Genomic DNA, 17,126 nt, shown 5'->3' with positions numbered 1-17,126 from the left:
CCATGCAAACCAAGACCCTGCTTCAAGCCGCCCTTGCCACCGCGTTTGCCAGCCTGGCCGGCGCCGCTTTCGCCCAAGTGCCGGCAGGTTATCCGGCCGACTACCAGAAGATCATCGACGCGGCCAAGAAGGAAGGCAAGGTGGTGATCTACAGCGCCACCGACAGCAAGGCCGCCGCGCCGCTGATCAAGGATTTCAGCGCCCTGTATCCCGGCATCTCGGTCGAATACAACGACATGAATTCCACCGAAGTGTATAACCGCTTCATTTCCGAAGTGGCCGCCGGTGGCAACACGGCCGACGTGATGTGGTCGTCGGCGATGGACTTGCAGATGCGCCTGGCCTCGGACGGCTACGCCCTGAAGTACAAGTCGGTCGAAGCGGCCAAGATCCCCGGCTGGGCCATGTGGGACGACCAGGCCTACGGCACCACGTTCGAGCCGGCCGCCATCGTCTATAACAAGCGTTTGCTCGACCCGAAGGAAGTGCCGAAGAACCACGACGACTTCGTCAAGCTGATCGCCACGCCGAAGTTCAAGGACAAGGTCACCACCTACGACATCGAAAAATCGGGTGTCGGTTTCATGTTCATGGCGCAGGATGCCAAGGAATACCCGCAATTCCTGGCGCTGCAAAACGCGTTCGGCACGGCCAAGGTGCGCGTGCAGTCGTCGACGGGCACCATGATGGAGCGTATCTCGTCCGGTGAAAACCTGATCGGCTACAACGTGCTGGGTTCCTACGCACTGGTGCGCGCCAAGACCGACCCGTCGATCGGCGTGGTGCTGCCCAAGGATTACACCCTGATCCTGTCGCGCGTGCAGTTCATCAACAAGAACGCGAAGAACGTCAATGCCAGCAAGCTGTGGCTCGATTACATCCTGTCGCACCGCGGCCAGACCATCATCGCCAACGGCGCCAAGCTGTTCGCCATCCGCGCCGACGTCACGGGCGAGACCACCTCGGCGGAGCTGATCAAGGAAATCGGCGCGGCCAACGTCAAGCCGGTGCCCGTGCATCCGATCATCCTGCAATTCCTGGGGCCAGCCAAGCGCATGGCCTTCCTCAAACAATGGAAAGAGACAGCCGGCAAGAAGTAACGCCGTCCTGGCCGTCCGCAGGCGCGTGCCCGCGGACGGATGCCGTACCCTTCATTCATTGGATTCATCATGCAAACTGCTATCTTGCCGCTGCCTGCACGGTCGCGCTCTCCCTTGTCGCGCCTGAACTGGCCGCGCGGCGTGGTCGTGGCGATCACCCTGGTCGCCATTTTCCTGCCGCTGTTCCTGATTTTTTACCAGAGCTTTTTGAACGCGCCCTTCTTCATGCCGGTGCGCGAATTCGGCTTTGATTCCTACCGTTTCATCTTCGATGATCCCGATTTCGCCATGGCCTTCAAGAATGGCCTGATGCTGGCCTTCGGCCTGACCGTCATCGCCGTGCCGCTGGGCGGCATGCTGGCCTTCCTGATGGTGCGCACGGATTTGCCGGGTCGCGGCTGGGTGGCACCCATGCTGCTGGTGCCGATCTTTGTCTCGCCGATGGTGATGGGCTTTGGCTACGTCGTCTCGATGGGACCCGTGGGCTTCTATTCGATCTGGGCCAAGGAGCTGCTGGGCTTCGTGCCCTGGAATATCTATTCCTTCACCAGCATCGTCATCATCGCCGGCCTGACGCACGTGCCGCACGTCTACCTGTACGCCTCGTCGGCCCTGAAAAGCCTGGGTTCCGATGTGGAAGAAGCGGCCCGCGTGGCCGGCGCTTCGCCGATCCAGGTGATGCTCAATGTGTCGCTGCCGATGATCATGCCGGCGCTGGCGTATGCGGGCGTGCTGGTGTTCTTCCTCGGCTTCGAGGTATTCGGCCTGGTGCTGGTGCTCGGTGATCCGGAAGGCCATCTGGTGCTGCCGACCTATCTGTACAAGCTGACGAACAAGCTCGGCACGCCGTCGTACCACCTGATGGCCGCCGTCGCCGTCTGCCTGGTGATGGTGACCATGCCGCTGGTGATGATACAGCGCTGGCTGCTCAAGTCCGCCAACAAGTATGTGTCGATCAAGGGCAAGGGCGCGCGCAGCAAGGCCATGCCGCTGGGCCGCTGGAAGTGGCTGGCGTTCGCCCTGCTGGCCGGCTGGCTGATCTTCACCATCATCCTGCCGTTGACGGGCATCGTGCTGCGCTCCTTTGTGCAGTACTGGGGCGAAGGCGTGCACCTGGCCGACGTGCTGACCTTGCAGCATTTCCGCGACATTTTCGACCAGCCTTCGCTGGTGCGCGGCATCGTCAACACCATCCTGATCGGCGTCGTCGGCGGCGCGCTGGCCGTGGGCTGCTACAGCTTCATCGCGCTGGCCATGCACCGCAAGCAGGACGGCATCACGCGCCTGCTCGATTACAGCGTGCTGGTGCCGCGCGCCGTGCCGGGCCTGCTGGCCGGCCTGTCGTTCCTGTGGGTGTTCCTGTTCGTGCCGGCCTGGCTCGACGGCATATTGAAAGGCATGGACAACGGCGTGGCCCTGTGGCTGAGCGGCCATGTGATCCCCGTGCTGCGCGAAGTGCGCTCGACCATCTTCGCCCTGTGGCTCGCGTATTCGGTGGTGTGGATGGCTTACGGCATGCGCCTCATTTCGACGGCGCTGCTGCAGGTGGGGCCGGAGCTGGAAGAGGCGGCGCGCGCCGTCGGCGCCAGCCGCGGCCAGGTGACGCGCGACGTGACCCTGCCGTTGATCAAATACGGCTTGCTGGGTGCCTGGCTGATGGTGTTCCTGATCTTCGAACGCGAATATTCGACGGGCGTGTACCTGCTCTCGCCGGGCACGGAAGTGATCGGCGCCATGCTGGTGTCGCTGTGGGCGGGCGGCTCGACCGACCTGGTGGCGGCGCTGTCCTTCATCAATATCACCCTGGTGGCCATCGGCCTGGGCATCGCGCTGCGCTTCGGCGTGAAGTTGCATAACTAAATACAAAGACTGAGACCACATCATGAATGAATTGACCGTCAATGAGCTGTACCTGGACTACGGCACCGGCGCTGCCGCCAACCAGATCCTGAAAGGTGTCTCGATGCACCTGCAAAAAGGCGAAGTGGTCGCCCTGCTGGGGCCTTCGGGCAGCGGCAAGACCACCTTGCTGCGCGCCGTCGCCGGGCTGGAAAGCCCGAAGGCGGGCACCATCCAGATCGGCGAGCGCAATGTCTTCGACGGCGCGAAGCATTTCGAGATGCCGGCCGAGCATCGCAACCTGGGACTGGTGTTCCAGTCGTACGCGCTGTGGCCGCACAAGACCGTGTTCGACAACGTCGCCTACGGCCTCAAATTGCGCAAGATGGGCAGCACGGAAATTGCCGCGCGCATCAAGGAAGTGCTGACGCAGCTGGGACTCGGACACCTGGGCGAGCGCTATCCGCACCAGCTGTCCGGCGGCCAGCAGCAGCGCGTGGCGATCGCCCGCGCGCTGGTGTACAACCCGCCCGTGATCCTGCTCGACGAACCGCTGTCGAACCTGGACGCCAAGCTGCGCGAGGAAGCGCGCGCCTTCCTGCGCGAACTGATCGTGCGCCTGGGCCTGTCGGCCCTGATGGTGACGCATGACCAGGGCGAGGCGATGGCCATTTCCGACCGTATCTTGCTGCTCAATAACGGCAAGATCGAGCAGCAGGGCACGCCGCAAAGCATGTATGAAACGCCGGACACCTTGTTCACGGCCGAATTCATGGGCAGCAACAACCGCCTGCCCGGCAAGGTGGTACAGCGCGAAGGCAAGCAGGTGCGCCTGCTGGTCGATGGCGCTTCCATGCAGGGCGTGGCGCGCGGCGCCAACGCGGGCACGGAAGTGACCACCATGATCCGCGTCGAGGAAGTGAAGATCAGCGCCACGCAGGTCGACAACGCCATCGAGCTGCCGCTGCTGACGTGCATGTACCTGGGCGATCGCTGGGAGTGCCTGTTCGAGCGCGGCGGCGCCGAGAACATCAGCCTGCGCGCGTATTCGCGCCACAAGCTCGAGGCGGGCAAGTATTGGCTGCACATGCCGGCCGATAAGCTCTGGGTGTTTTAATGGTGGCGAGGTGGCCTTCCTGGCCGCCTCGCCCGTGCTGCCGCGACCTTAATTTCCCCGCACGACGATTTCCTGCACTTTCGGTTCGCGCTGGCGCATGAAGCGCACGATGGAGTCGACGGTGACGACGTCGATCTGGCGCGTCATGCGGCGCTCGAACGGGTGGTCGTCGAAGGCGATATTCGCGCGGAACATGCGCGCGCCCAGGCGCGTGGCGGCCGGTATGCTCAGCGTCTGCGGCGCGTAGCTGGCGCTGCGCAGCCAGCCTTGCGCTTCGGCGCGCGTTTCGATCTTGCCCGGCTCGTTGCTGGCAGCGGCCAGGGTTTCCAGCACCCACTGGTTCGAGTTCTGGTACTTGGTGGAAAACGGGTAGGCCAGCATATTGTAGTGCGCCTCATGCAGGCGCTTGGGCGTGTTCGACGTCAACAGGCGCGCCAGCTGCTGCTGCGTATCCTGGCCCGGAATCAGGATCAGGGTTTCATACATGAACACATCGTCCATGAAGAAATTGCCCAGGCCTTCGTTGTACAGCGACGATTGCGCCGTGCCGCATTCATTGAGTTCATGCACCACCAGCCAGCGGCCTTTCGGGTGGTCGCGCCAGGCCAGCGCCATGTGCGAATAACGCAAATTGTACTTCGACAGGTCTTGCCCGGCGCGCGCCACCAGCGCCACTTGCGCGCCCGAACCATCGAGCGCTTGCAGGGTCTTTTGCGCCAGATCCATCGATTTGACGAGGGTGGTCGCATCCGTTTGCTTTTCCTCGCACGAGCGTCCCGCATGGGCGGCGCCGGCCAGGGCCAGGCTGATGATCATGACAGTCAGGCGTTTCATGGGTTCACGCTTTCGAATGGTGGAGGATGGCATTGCCGGCCGCATTCGGCACATAGGCGATGGCCTTGCCCGACAGTACCAGCATGTGGCCCGTCGAGACTGCCACCACCTGGAGGGCCGTGCCGGCCGCCAGCGACAGGCCTTGCGTGGCTTTCTGGCTCAGCTTGACGGAGGCCGTGGCCGCCTGCGAGGCGCCCCTGGCTGCGCTCTTCAGTACGAGGACGCTGCCGTCGGCCACGTCTTCCACCTTGTCGATGACGATTTCACCGGCGGCGGCCAGCACCGACATGGAGCCGACGAGCACGATGGCCGAGGCCATGCTGGCGTTGTCGGACGCGTTGGCGGTGTCGGAATTGGCGGCCTGGGCCAGCGGCGCCATGGTGGCGGCGCACAGCAGGGCGGTGGCGAGCAAATGTTTCATGGGATTTTCGTTTTTCATTGGTGGTTACACTTTGGAGTGGTGCAGCAGCGCCTTGCCCAGTTCGTTCGGGATGAAGGCGATGGCCTTGCCGGAAAGAACCAGCATATGGCCGGTGGACAGCGCCACCACGTTGACCACGGTGCCGGCCGCCAGCGACAGGCCCTTGGCCGCTTGCGTGCTCATCTGGATGGAAGCGCCGCCCGCTTCGGACGCGCCTTTCAGCACGATGACGATGCCTTCGCCCACCGTTTCCACGCTGGCAACCACCACCTGGCCGGAGGCGACCAGCATCGACATGGAGCCGGCGACAACGATGGCGGAACCCTGGCTGAGGTTTTGCGAGCCATTCGACAGGTTCTCCGAGGCGGCGGCGTGGACCAGGCCGGGAGCGGCCACGGAGAGCGTCAACAGCGACAGGGACAGGCAGAGGGGCAGCAGGCGTTTCATGTGTTTCTCCTTCAAGTGTGCCAAGTGGCAACGCCATCATTGTAGACTGTGGGCAATTGGTCAATGAAAACGCTACTCGTAGCGGGCAGGCATACCGCAGGTAGCGTATTGCGCTACTTTTTTGCCGACAGAACCGATGCCATTTTTACAAAGGAAATGCATGCCGCAAACCCACGCCTTGATCGAAGCCTTGAAACGCCTGTTGAAAGCGCGCGCCGTCACGTATGCCGAGCTGGCCCAGCGCATCGGCGTATCCGAAGCCAGCGTCAAGCGGATGTTTTCGCAGAAGCAATTTACCTTGCAGCGCCTGGACCAGATCCTGGTGGCCATCGGCAGCGATTTCCAGCAGCTGGCGCTGGCCGTGCAGTCTGCCCAGGCTGCGCCCACCCTGATCACGGGACTGACATATGCGCAGGAAAAGGAAATCATCGAGGACACCCGGCTGTTCGTGGTGGCCGTCTCTGCCCTGAACCTGCTGCCGCTGGAACAGATCGTCGCCATCTATGACATCAGCGAGGCGCAAGCCGTGAAATACCTGCTGCGCCTCGACAAGATCGGTTTTCTGGAACTGCTGCCGAATAACCGGGTCAAACTGCTGGTGGCGCGCACGTTTGCGTGGATACCGAACGGGCCCATCCACACGTATTTCAAAAAGGAAGCCTATGGTGACTATTTGAATTCCCAATTCGATGGCGAGACGGAATTGTTGCGCCTGGTGAACGTGATGCTGTCGAAAAAATCCACGGCAGCCTTGCTGGAACGCCTGAAACAAGTGGCGGTGGAATTCTCGCAGCAACACCAGGAAGACGCGCGCCTGCCCGGCGATGAGCGCCTGGCCATCAGCTTTATGCTGGCGGCGCGTCCCTGGATGCCGCAGACGTTCAAGGCGTTGCTGCGGCAGTGAGCGAGCAAGCCGGCCGGTAAGCTGGTCAGCTAGCAAGTCAGCAAGCCAGCAAGCAGTGAAGCCAGCAGGCCAGCAGGTCAGCAGGTCAGCAAGTCAGCAAGTCAGTCGCCACAGAGTGCCATTCGTGGCGCCTGGTCTTTCTGGCCGCTAGTCTGGCCGCTAATCGCGCCGGTTTCCGCCATCCTCCATTGCTTGCCGGCCCATTGCTTGCCGATCCATTTATTGCGGGCCCGTTTGCTGTTGGCCCGATTTCTGCTGCCCCTCTTGTTCCTGTTGTTCCTGTTTCATTTGCGTCAGCAAGCGCCAGGCAAAGAAGCCCAGCACGCCCACGCCCAGCAGCAGTGCGCCCCACAATGCGGCCAGGCGCCACGGTGCCCCGTCCTTTGTGGCGCGTGCTGGTGCCGCCGCGCCACCGTTGGGGTGGAGCGGGCCGGCGCTGGCCGTCTTGAGCGCCAGCAATTCGTCCGTCTTGAAGCCGGGCGCCACCTGCGACAGCGGTTGCGCCACGGCGGCGGCGTTGCTGTTGCCGAATGCCAGCTGATAAGGCGGCTTGCCGCTGGCCAGGAAAACGACGGTAGCCGGCGTCCAGCCCAGGCGCAGGGCGGGCGCATCGCTGGCGTCGAGCTGGAGATCCGTGGCCGTCAGCAGCACCCATTCGCCCGTTTGCGTCACGGGCATGGCCAGGTCGCCCGAGATCCTCTCCTTGCCATCGAGGCCGATGCGGTAAAACGTCGTGCTCAGCAGGGGATCGAAATACGCGCCTTGCGCGGGACGCGCCTGGTGGCGCAGGTGCAGCCGGTGCCGGGGAACATAGCTGTTCTGGCGATACACGCCCAGGGTCACGGGCAGCACCACATTGTTGTGCGTCAATTGCAGGGCGATGCTGTCGGCGGGAATGGCGAGGGGCGTGGCGTAGCGCCATTCATTCGCCTGCTTGCCGGGCAAGCCTTGCAGCACGATGGAGGCGCGCGCTGGGGCGATCTCCGTTTCGCTGACGGCTTGCGCCGTGATCGCCGCAAAGGCCAGCGCTTCGCCCGCCTGCCAGCTCAGGCGCGCATAGCGGAAGGCGCGCGGCGCAAAGGTGATGCTGTCGTTGGCCAGGGTTTGCGTGTCGCTGTTGCTGAGCCAATTCAGGGTGGTGGTGCCGATGGCGTCCCATTGCTTCAGGTCATCGCTCACTTCCAGCAGCACTTGCGCACTGTAATTGTCCGTGCGGGCCGGCGGCGTGAAGCGCAAGGCGGCGATGCGCTTGTCTTGCGTCTGCTTGCCCAGGTCGAGGATCAGCGCTTGCAGCGCCGCCGTGGTCGCTGCCGTGCCGGCGCGCGTGCTGACCGACAGCAAGCGGCCATCGTCCGCCGTGCGGATATCGATGCCTTGCAAGCCATCGCCAGTTGCCGGCGCGCCCGTCACGGGGAAAATGCGGGCGGGAATGGCTGTCCGTTGCGTGGCCGATTGCGCGGGCGGCGCGCCGATGGCGTAGGCCAGGCGCTTGCCGTCCGCGTCGAACAGGCGCAGGTCGGCCAGGCTGGCCGAGCGGGCGTGCAGGTAGACGTCCCTGGGCAATGTTAGCTGGACGATGCCGGCGCCGGCCGGCACCTGCATGGGCATGCTCCAGGCATAGTCCTGTGGCCGGTCCTGGCCAGGCGCGGCCAGCGCGGCGCCTGTCACCAGCAGGCTGCAGCAGATCAATGAGGGTTTCATGCGGCTCCTTGTTGCGGTTCGGCTGAAGCGGGCGCGGCAGCCTTGGGGAAGGGCGCCAGGTAGCCGATCAAGACCATCAGCAAGCCGACGCCCACGAAGGAGACGATGCGCTCGATGCCGCCCACGTTCGACAGGTCGATCAGGAACAGTTTCAGCACGACCAGCCCCAGCAGCACGGCGCCCAGGCTCCATTGCTGGCGCCGCTGCTGGCGCGCCGCGTGGCGCATCAGCAGCAGGGCCGTCACGCTCCACACCAGCGACAGCATCGCTTGCACGAACTGCGAGGCCAGCATGGCGTCAAAGGTGTAGGGCACGCCCAGGTACTGCGACACTGTGCGCAGCAGCATCAGGTTGAACCAGCCATACAGCAGGCACGCGGCCACGACAGGCAGGCGCGCCTGCCACACGGCGGGCAGCGGCATCTGGCCGGCCGGGAATAAACGGTAGCTGGCAACGGCCAGCAGGACGGCAAAACCCGTGCTCAGGTCCAGCGGATTGAGCAATGGCAAGTACGGCAGCGGTGCCATGGCGCCGTCGTCGAAAATGTTCCATGCGGCGATCAGCAGCAGCGACCATGCCGCCGCCAGCGGTATCAGATAACGTTGGTACCACGCTGCGATCGGCGCCACCGGCCAGGCGCCAGCGCGGCAGCGGCGGATCAGCCAAGCCAGCACCAGCATCATGGCCCAGGCCGGTAAGTAGCGGGCCCAGGCGGGGCTGACGCTGCCTTCATGCCGTGCCAGCCAAGTACTGACATGTATGGCGCCAAGCGGCCACAGCATCAGCCATGGCGCCGCCGTGCGCAGCGTATGCAGCAGGCGCAGCGCACGCACGTCGAGTTGCCAGCCCGCTTGCGGCCAGGCCAGCAGCAGGTATTCTCCTGCCGCCAGGGCACTGGCCAGGGCCAGCCAGCTCAAGCCGGCCGGCAGGTAATCGCGCAGGTACAAGGCCAGCAGCAGGTTGACGCTCCACAAGCCCAGGCCCAGCCAGGCGGCCACGCTGATCCAGCGCAGCTGCGGCCAATCGAGGCGCCGCGCCAGGAGGGCGAACGCGGGCGTGGTGACGCAGACGGCGATCAGGTACAGCGCCAGCCAGTGTTCGCCCGCGTGCGCTTGCAGCTCCAGGTTGCCGTCGATCAGGCGCAGCAGCCAGCTGGTGAAGGGCACGAGGATGGCGGCAAACCACAGCAAGCCGCTCCAGGCCAGCAGGGGCCGCGCCACCAGGGCCAGCAGCTCGTCGCCGCCGCGCGCGCGCAGCGCAAGGAAACGGGCGCTGGCAAATGCGGCGGCGCCCAGCAGCAGGGCGCTGAGGAAGGAGCCGCCGAACAGGTTGGCCGGATGCTGGTCCCAGGCCCAGCTGGCGCGGCTGAGCAATATCATGCCGGCCAGTACCTGCACGGCCAGCAGCAGCGCGCGCGGCGCATGCCATTGCTCGCGCCGCGCCAGCACCGCCAGCAGGGCGGCCACCGCCAGCGCGCTGACGGTGAGCAGGTTCAGTTGCGTGGCGGCATCCGTGCGCAGCAGGATTTCGCTCCAGATGCCGCCCAGCAGCCAGACCGTGGCGGCCGTCAGGAACAGCACGGACAGGCTGCTCATGAATTCCGGATGCAAGTGGCTGCCGTGGCGGCGGAAATTGAAGGCCATCACCAGCGCGGCGGCGGCCAGCAGCGCGCAGCCGAGCCAGATGTTGGCGTCCAGGGCCGTTGCCGTATTGAGTTCCTGCATGGCGCCGAGGAAGGCAAGCCAGGCGGCCCCCTGCACCAGCAAGCCGAAGGCCCAGGCCAGCGTCTGGCGCTGGCGCAAGCCGACCCAGACGATGCCCGCGCCTTCCAGCGCCCAGGCGGCGGACGTCCAGCGGCCGTCGAGGGCGAACGGGATGGCCAGGGTGCCGAAGACGACGCCCAGCGCGAGGAAGGCTTCGGCCAGCAGTTTGAAGCCTGCGCGGCGCCACAGCGCCACGGCCAGTCCCGTGTAGGTCAAACCGGCAAGCAGCGCGGAAAACGCCAGGCCGAAGTCAAAGTGCCGGACCAGGCCGTATTGCAGGCCCATGGCCGCCAGCGGCGTGCCGAAGACCAGGGTGCCGTCCACGTAGTGCTTCAGGCGCGGCGCCTGGCGCGCGCAGTAGGCAATCGCGATGCCGATATAGAACAGCACGAACAGGATCAGAAACAGTTGCGTCGACAGGTAGTGCTCGGGCGAGTAGCGCAGCAGGCCCCAGGTGGTGGCGACGACAAAGGTGAAGCCAAAGCTCAGCACGTTCAGCACGCGCCAGGCGCGTTTCAGGGCGATGGCGAAGACGCCCGCATTGAGCAGCGCGTAATAGCTGAACAGGCCGATATGGTTGCCGCTGCCCGTCGACACCAGCAAGGGCACGGCAAAGCCGCCGACGATGCCGAAGACGGCCAGCCAGACGGCGTTTTGCAGCACGGCCAGCAGACACGTGAACGCCGTCAGCACGAACAGCACGGCAAACGCCAGTCCGGCCGGGATCAGTTCATACAGGCGGAAGGCGCCAAACGTGACCAGCATCAAGATCGCCAGCGCCGTGCCCTGCAGCGGCAGGCTGATGCCGGGTCGGCTGAGGCGGATGCGCCAGGCCCAGGCCAGCAGGGCGATATCGGCCAGCGCGATGCCGGCCAGGCGCAGCTCGATGGGCAGCGTCACCTGGGCCGACACATACTTGAGCAGGAAGCTGACGCCGAGGAAGAGGATCAATAAACCCAGCTTGGCGACCAGGTTGCCGGTGAATAACCAATTTTTCGCCTTTGCAAGCAAGCCATCCTGACGCGCGATCCAGGACGGGGTACTGGCGGCGGGGGCGGGCCTGGAGGGGGCCGGTGGCGCTGGTTGCGGTGGCACGGGTGCGGCGGGTGCTGGCTCTGCTGCCGGCGCGGCCTGCGCCACCTCGGCCACCTTGAACGCGGCCGCCTGCGGCAGGGGGGCGGGCGCCGGCGCGGGCACTGGCGCCACGCTTTCGGGCACGGCGGGTGCGATGGACACGACGGGCGTGGCCGCAGACGCTTCGGCCTGGCCTTCCAGCGCGCGCAGGCGCTGCTGCATGCCGTCGACTTCCTTGCGCAAGCGCGCCGTCAGCAATTCCAGATCCGCCACCTTGCGGCGGTGCTGCAGCACCAGCACGAAGCCGGTGACCAGCAAGGCCAGGATGGTCAATGATGTCATTCCAAACATGTAGGCAGCTTTCCGGGAGGGGCGGGCAGGGGCGCCGGCTGTATGCGCACATTACCTTATTATTAAGAAACAGGCGATTTCTGTTGTGCCAGGGCAAGTGCGAGGCAGTGCGTGCGACGGCAAGGCCAGCATGGCGCGGCAGGCGGTTTTCCGTATTGATGCCAAGCAAGATGACGACATTCAGATTGTCGTGCGCAAGATAGTGCTGTATTTTAGCAATTCCTTAATTGCCAGTTCCCCATGCCATGAGTCAAAGCAGCCAGTTTTCCTTATTGTCGCAGCGCCGTTTCGGGCCCTTCTTCTGGACCCAGTTCTTTGGCGCATTCAACGACAATCTGTTCAAGACGGCCTTGATGGTGATCCTCGCCTACGATGCGCTGAGCTGGACCACGCTCGACCCGTCCACCATCACCAACCTGATTCCCGGCCTGTTCATCCTGCCCTACGTCGTGTTTTCAGCCACGGCGGGCCAGCTGGCCGACAAGTTCGAAAAGGCGGGCCTGGCCCGTTTCGTGAAATGGATGGAACTGGCCATCATGGCCGTGGCTGCCGCCGGCTGGATGACGCACACCCTGTGGCTGCTGGTGGCCGCCGTGGTGGGCATGGGCGTGCATTCGACCCTGTTCGGCCCCGTCAAGTATGCGTACCTGCCGCAGCAGCTCAAACCCGAGGAGTTGGTCGGCGGCAATGGGCTGATCGAGATGGGCACCTTTGTCGGCATTTTATTGGGCGAAATCCTCGGCGCCGTGTTGATCGTGCACAAGCCGCTGGGCGTGGAACTGGTGGCCGGCGCGACGATTGCCGTGGCCGTCTTCGGCCTGGTCGCCAGCTACCGCGTGCCGCGCACGCCGGCGCCCGAGCCGGACTTGAAGGTGAGCCTGAATTTCGTCGCCGAATCGTTCCGCAACCTGAATTTTTCGCGCAAGAACCGTCCCGTCTTCCTGGCCATGCTGGGCAATTCCTGGTTCTGGTTCTACGGCGCCCTGATCCTGGCGCAGTTCCCCGTGTACTCGAAGGATTTCCTGCATGGCGACCATAGCGTGTTCGTGCTGCTGCTGACCGTGTTTTCCGTTGGCATCGGCACGGGTTCCTTGCTGTGCGAACGCTTGTCCGGCCACAAGATCGAAATCGGCCTGGTGCCGTTCGGCTCCATCGGCCTGTCGCTGTTCGGCATCGACCTGTATTTCGCCAGCAATGCCTATGCGAATACGCAAGTGGTCGATGCGCTGGCCTTTGTCAGCCAGGCGGGCGTGCCGCGCATTTTGCTCGACATCGTCATGATCGGTGTCTTCGGCGGCTTCTTCATCGTGCCCCTGTTCGCCCTGATCCAGACGCGCTGCGACCCGAAGCACATTTCGCGCACGATCGCCGGCATGAATATCCTGAACGCGTTGTTCATGGTGGCGGCGGCCGGCGTGGCCATCGTGCTGCTGGGCCAGGGTTTCACGATTCCCCAACTGTTCCTCGTCACGGCGATCCTGAACGCGCTGGTGGCGGCCTACATCTTCTCGCTGGTGCCGGAATTCCTCATGCGTTTCCTCGCGTGGATTTTGATACAGACCGTGCACCGCGTGAAAGTCGTCGATGGCGAGCGCATCCCGACGGAAGGGGCGGCCGTGCTGGTGTGTAACCACGTCAGCTATGTGGATGCCATCGTCATCATGGCTGCCAGCCCCCGCCCCATCCGTTTCGTCATGGACCACCGCATCTTCAAGATGCCGCTGATGGGCTGGATCTTCCGCACGGCCAAGGCGATTCCCATCGCGCCGGCCAAGGAAGATCCTTTCCTCATGGAAAAGGCCTTCATCGACATCGCGCAAGCGCTGCACGAAGGCGAACTGGTGTGCATCTTCCCCGAAGGCAAGCTGACGCGCACGGGCCAGATCAGCGAATTCAAGGGCGGTATCGCGAAAATCGTCGAGCGCAGCAAGGTGCCCGTGATTCCGCTGGCGCTGCGCGGCTTGTGGGGACATCTGTTGAGCCATCGCAATGGCCATTTATTCGAGCGCGCCTTCAAGGCGGGCTTGCGCTCGCGCCTGTCGCTGGCCGTGGGCATGCCCGTGGCGCCCGAGGCCGCCACGCCGGAACTGTTGCAGCAAAAGGTGCAGGAATTGCGCGGCAAGTGGAAATAAACATTATTCCTTTTGCCTAGCGTCGCCTGCCCGCCGCGCCAGGTGCTGTTTCAGCAGGGCGGCGATGGCGGCGAAATCCACCGGTTTCGTCAGGTGATGGTCGAATCCGGCTTGTTCCGTGCGTGAGCGCGCCTCTCCCCAGCCCGTCAGGGCGATCAGCAGCACCTCGCGCCCCTGCGCACGCTGGCGTATCTGGCGCGCCGCCTCATAACCATCCATGTCCGGCATGCCCAGGTCCATCACGACCAGTTGCGGCCACGACCTGTCGACGGCCGCCAGGGCCTGCGCGCCGCCATACGCGACACTGGCGGCATAGCCCTCGAGCTGGAACAGGCTTTGCAAGGCATCGGCCGCATCGAGGTTGTCGTCCACCACCAGCACTTGCACGGGCTGGCCAGCGCCGGCGGGCGTCTCGCTGCCGGCTGCCGCCGGCGTGGCCTGGGTGCCTGCCTGGGCGTCGTCGGCGCTGGCCGGCAAGGTGACGATGAAGCGGCTGCCGCGGCCGGGGCCGTCGCTGCAGGCTTCGATGTTGCCGCCATGCATCTCGGCAAACTGGCGCGCCAGGCTGAGGCCGATGCCCAGGCCGCTGGCCATCTGGCCTGCCACCGTGCGCCCCTGTTCGAACATGGAAAAGATGCGCGGGATGGCGTCCGGCTCGATGCCGATGCCATTGTCTTCGACCGTCACTTGCAGCAGGTCTTGCGCCAGGCGCGCCGTCATGTGGATGTGGCCGCCCTCCGGCGTGAACTTCACGGCATTCGACACGATATTGGCAAAGATCTGCACCACCCTGGCATAGTCGGCGTGCAAGGTCACGACATGCGGCGGCAACGCCTGCGTGATGCTGATGTGCCGGCTGTCGGCAGCCGGTTGGCACAATTCGATCACATGCTCGAGCACTTGCTGCAATTCAATATTCTCGCGCTGCAGCAGTACCTTGCCGCTGGTGATGCGCGCCACGTTGAGCAAGTCATCCACCAGCCGCGTCAGGTGCGTCACCTGGCGGTCGATCACGCCGCTCACTTTGCTGACCTGCTCGGATGCCGGATACAGGTGCTTGAGCAGGGCCACGGAGGTCTTGATGGGCGCCAGCGGATTGCGCAGTTCATGCCCGAGGCTGGCAAGGAATTCATCCTTGCGCCGCTGCGTTTCGCGCACCTGGTACTGGCGCCGGCGCGCGCGCAGCATGGCGTGGGCCGAGGTGATCAGGGTCAGTATATGTACGGGGCGTTCCAGCAGGGTCAGGTTGCCCAGGGTGGCAACGGCTTGCCGCAAAGGCAGGGAATCGAGTCCCGCGTGCGTCAGCAGGATGATGGGCAAATCGGACCAGTCCGGCTGCTGGCGGGCGTAGGCGTCGAGCACGGCGTACACGCCTGCATGCAAGGCTTCGTCCACCGTCAGCACGCCGCCGGCGCCCAGCGCCAGCTGCTCGGCCAGTTCGCCGGCGGAGCGGCAGGCGTGGCTGGCGATGGCCTCGCCGGCGAGCACCCTGGCGGCCAGGGCGGCGTCCTGGCCGCCAGGCGCGTAGATGAGGATGCGCTGCTCCATGGCAACTCCTAGGGGAAAGGCGTGCCGCCGATGGTGGGCAAGCCCGACAGGATGCCGTGAAAACCGGCCAGGGCCGGGCCGATGCGGATGCCCTGCGGGCTGATCTCGAAGCGGCGGATGCTGCGCTCGTGCGCGCTGCCGCGCTTCTTGAAGACGGAAATGGCTTGCCGCACCTCGCCTTCCGTTTCGTAGTAGCGCAGCATGATGACGCTGTCGGCCAGGTAGCTGGCGTCGGCCGCCGTCGTCATCGAGGTGCCCAGCATGTTTTGCTGCACGCCGACGAGCAGGGTGGCCACGCCGCGCTGGCTCAGGTAATTGAGCAGTTCGTGCAGGTAGGTGCTCTGGAAGCGTTCATTCGGCACGGCATGCATGTAGCCGTTCAGGCTGTCGATGACGATGACCCGGGCGCCCCGTTCTGCCGCGTCGACCACGGCCTGGGCGAATTCTCCCGGTGTCAGCTCGGCCGGATCGATTTGCTGGGCGCTCAGCAGGCCGGAGTCGAGTGCCGCCTGCAGGTGCATGCCCACGTTGCCGGCCCGGTTCAACAGCTTGCTGCGCGCCTCCTCGAACAGGAACATGGCGCACGGTTCGCCGCGCGTTGTGGCCGCGTGCACGAATTGTGCCGCTAGGGTGGACTTGCCGCTGCCGGCCGGGCCGGAAATGAGCGTGCTCATGCCTTCTTCCAGGCCGCCGCCTATCATGGTATCGAGTTCGGGCACGCCGCTCGACAGGCGCCGGTGGTCGCCATCGCGCCGCGTGTCGGCCGCCACCAGGCGTGGATAGACGATCAGGCCGTCATGGGCGATCTTGTAGTCGTGCGTGCCGCTGCGAAACGGCACGCCCCGGTATTTCACCACCCGCACGCGGCGCCGGTCATTGCCATAGTCCTGGTTTTGCAGTTCCAGCGAGATCACGCAATGGGCCACGCTACGCACTTGCAAGCCGTCGTCCAGCGCGGAACGGTCATCGATCAGCAGGGTGGTGCAGTGCCGGCTGGCCAGGTATTGTTTCAAGGCCATGACCTGGCGCCGGTAGCGCAGGGGGTTCTCCGCCAGTAATTGCAGTTCGGACAGCGAATCGAGCACGAGGCGGGCAGGGCGGTGCTTTTCGATGGCGGCGAGGATGCGCAGGTTGGTCGAGGCCAGTTCGATTTCCGACGGGTGGAAGATGGTGTACTGGCGCTCGGGGTCGAGGATGTCGTCGCTGGGCGCCACCTCTTCGATGGCGATGCCGGCCAGATCCCAGCCATGCGACAGCGCCGCGCCGCGCAGCTCGATCTCGGATTCCGCCAGGGCGATATACAGCACGGGCACGCCGCTGCGCGCGCCCTCGGCCAGGAATTGCAGCGCCAGGGTGGTCTTGCCCGTGCCGGGGACGCCTTCGACCAGGTACAGGCGATCGGCCAGCAAGCCGCCCGTGAGTATGGCGTCGAGGCCGGCGACGCCCGTCGACAGCAGTGGCGGGGTGTCCGGGCCGCTCGCGCCATCTTGCTGCCTTGTATGTCGCGCCTGTGCTGTCATCGTTGCGCCCCCGCTTTGCCACGCTGTGGCCACTATACTAGCGCGTCCGCCGCGCCATGTCTTTTCGATACCATTGGTAAATATTTATGAAGGCGAGGTGTGTGCGCAAGGCAGTGTTGCGCGCGCGATCACGGCTTCAGCAAAAAACGCATTACCCTGCTACAGTAACCATTCAATCCAACTTTCCCGCTTTGCCGTTTTGCCGCCGCCCGCCCGCTTCCTGTTCGACCTGGCTGGCGTGCCGACGCTGTTGCTGTCTTCATTTTATTGCCTCATTGATAATTTAATTCGCTTGATAGTTACTATGTTTCAATTGTAACGATGCTTGACGATTTTAGAATGATCGTTCATTCTTTGATCTGCGTTAATAAATTT

Annotated in this window: 12 protein-coding genes; 5 read left to right on the top strand and 7 right to left on the bottom strand. The window is 64.3% G+C overall.

Annotated elements, in window-relative coordinates:
• The first annotated feature begins 2 nt into the window (after positions 1-2).
• The 3 genes from BZG29_RS21690 (at position 3) to BZG29_RS21680 (ending at position 4,056) form a co-directional block, all read left to right on the top strand.
• A complete protein-coding gene (locus BZG29_RS21690) occupies positions 3-1,100 on the top strand; it encodes an ABC transporter substrate-binding protein (protein ID WP_077407475.1) in 1,098 nt (365 codons plus the stop codon).
• Positions 1,101-1,169: 69 nt separating this feature from the next.
• On the top strand, positions 1,170-2,960 hold the full coding sequence (locus BZG29_RS21685) for an iron ABC transporter permease (protein ID WP_070219148.1): 1,791 nt from the start codon (positions 1,170-1,172) through the stop codon (positions 2,958-2,960).
• Between the two features lie 22 nt (positions 2,961-2,982).
• Entirely contained in the window at positions 2,983-4,056 is a 1,074-nt protein-coding gene (locus BZG29_RS21680) for an ABC transporter ATP-binding protein (RefSeq protein ID WP_077407473.1), read from the top strand.
• Between the two features lie 48 nt (positions 4,057-4,104).
• On the opposite strand, the gene BZG29_RS21675 is transcribed toward BZG29_RS21680, so the two are convergent.
• The 3 genes from BZG29_RS21675 to BZG29_RS21665 are packed head-to-tail and all read right to left on the bottom strand — an operon-like array spanning position 4,105 to position 5,758.
• Positions 4,105-4,890 carry a DUF2145 domain-containing protein gene (locus BZG29_RS21675; protein ID WP_077407471.1) on the bottom strand — a complete coding sequence of 262 codons (786 nt, stop codon included), beginning with the start codon at positions 4,888-4,890 and terminating at the stop codon, positions 4,105-4,107.
• Positions 4,891-4,894: 4 nt separating this feature from the next.
• The gene (locus tag BZG29_RS21670; protein ID WP_150131020.1) at positions 4,895-5,311 is read right to left on the bottom strand and encodes a hypothetical protein; all 417 of its coding nucleotides are present in this window, start codon (positions 5,309-5,311) and stop codon (positions 4,895-4,897) included.
• Positions 5,312-5,335: 24 nt separating this feature from the next.
• Positions 5,336-5,758: a hypothetical protein gene (locus BZG29_RS21665; RefSeq protein ID WP_077407467.1), complete on the bottom strand. Its 423-nt coding sequence runs from the start codon at positions 5,756-5,758 to the stop codon at positions 5,336-5,338.
• 160 nt (positions 5,759-5,918) lie between these two features.
• Here BZG29_RS21665 and BZG29_RS21660 point away from each other — a divergent pair, with 160 nt between their 5' ends.
• Positions 5,919-6,662: a helix-turn-helix domain-containing protein gene (locus tag BZG29_RS21660; protein WP_077407465.1), complete on the top strand. Its 744-nt coding sequence runs from the start codon at positions 5,919-5,921 to the stop codon at positions 6,660-6,662.
• A 219-nt stretch (positions 6,663-6,881) separates the two neighbouring features.
• On the opposite strand, the gene BZG29_RS21655 is transcribed toward BZG29_RS21660, so the two are convergent.
• Complete coding sequence (locus BZG29_RS21655; RefSeq protein WP_077407463.1) at positions 6,882-8,363, bottom strand: DUF3999 family protein; 1,482 nt, start codon at positions 8,361-8,363, stop codon at positions 6,882-6,884.
• A complete protein-coding gene (locus tag BZG29_RS21650; protein ID WP_253192670.1) occupies positions 8,360-11,542 on the bottom strand; it encodes a DUF2339 domain-containing protein in 3,183 nt (1,060 codons plus the stop codon). The genes BZG29_RS21655 and BZG29_RS21650 overlap by 4 nt, the downstream gene beginning before the upstream one ends.
• Before the next feature lie 254 nt (positions 11,543-11,796).
• On the opposite strand from BZG29_RS21650, the gene BZG29_RS21645 reads away from it, so the two are divergent.
• Entirely contained in the window at positions 11,797-13,683 is a 1,887-nt protein-coding gene (locus BZG29_RS21645) for an MFS transporter (RefSeq protein ID WP_077407459.1), read from the top strand.
• A gap of 3 nt (positions 13,684-13,686) precedes the next feature.
• On the opposite strand, the gene BZG29_RS21640 is transcribed toward BZG29_RS21645, so the two are convergent.
• Both BZG29_RS21640 and BZG29_RS21635 read right to left on the bottom strand, forming a co-directional pair.
• Complete coding sequence (locus BZG29_RS21640; protein WP_077407457.1) at positions 13,687-15,231, bottom strand: ATP-binding protein; 1,545 nt, start codon at positions 15,229-15,231, stop codon at positions 13,687-13,689.
• Between the two features lie 8 nt (positions 15,232-15,239).
• Positions 15,240-16,751, bottom strand: coding sequence for an ATPase domain-containing protein (locus tag BZG29_RS21635; protein ID WP_077407455.1), 1,512 nt, complete (start codon positions 16,749-16,751; stop codon positions 15,240-15,242).
• Positions 16,752-17,126: the final 375 nt, after the last annotated feature.

The sequence above is a fragment of the Janthinobacterium sp. LM6 genome, from assembly GCF_002002885.1.
GTDB classification, from domain to species: domain Bacteria; phylum Pseudomonadota; class Gammaproteobacteria; order Burkholderiales; family Burkholderiaceae_D; genus Janthinobacterium; species Janthinobacterium kumbetense.
The sequence above is the reverse complement of the archived record's forward strand: the minus strand, read 5'-3'. Positions and strand labels throughout refer to the sequence as shown.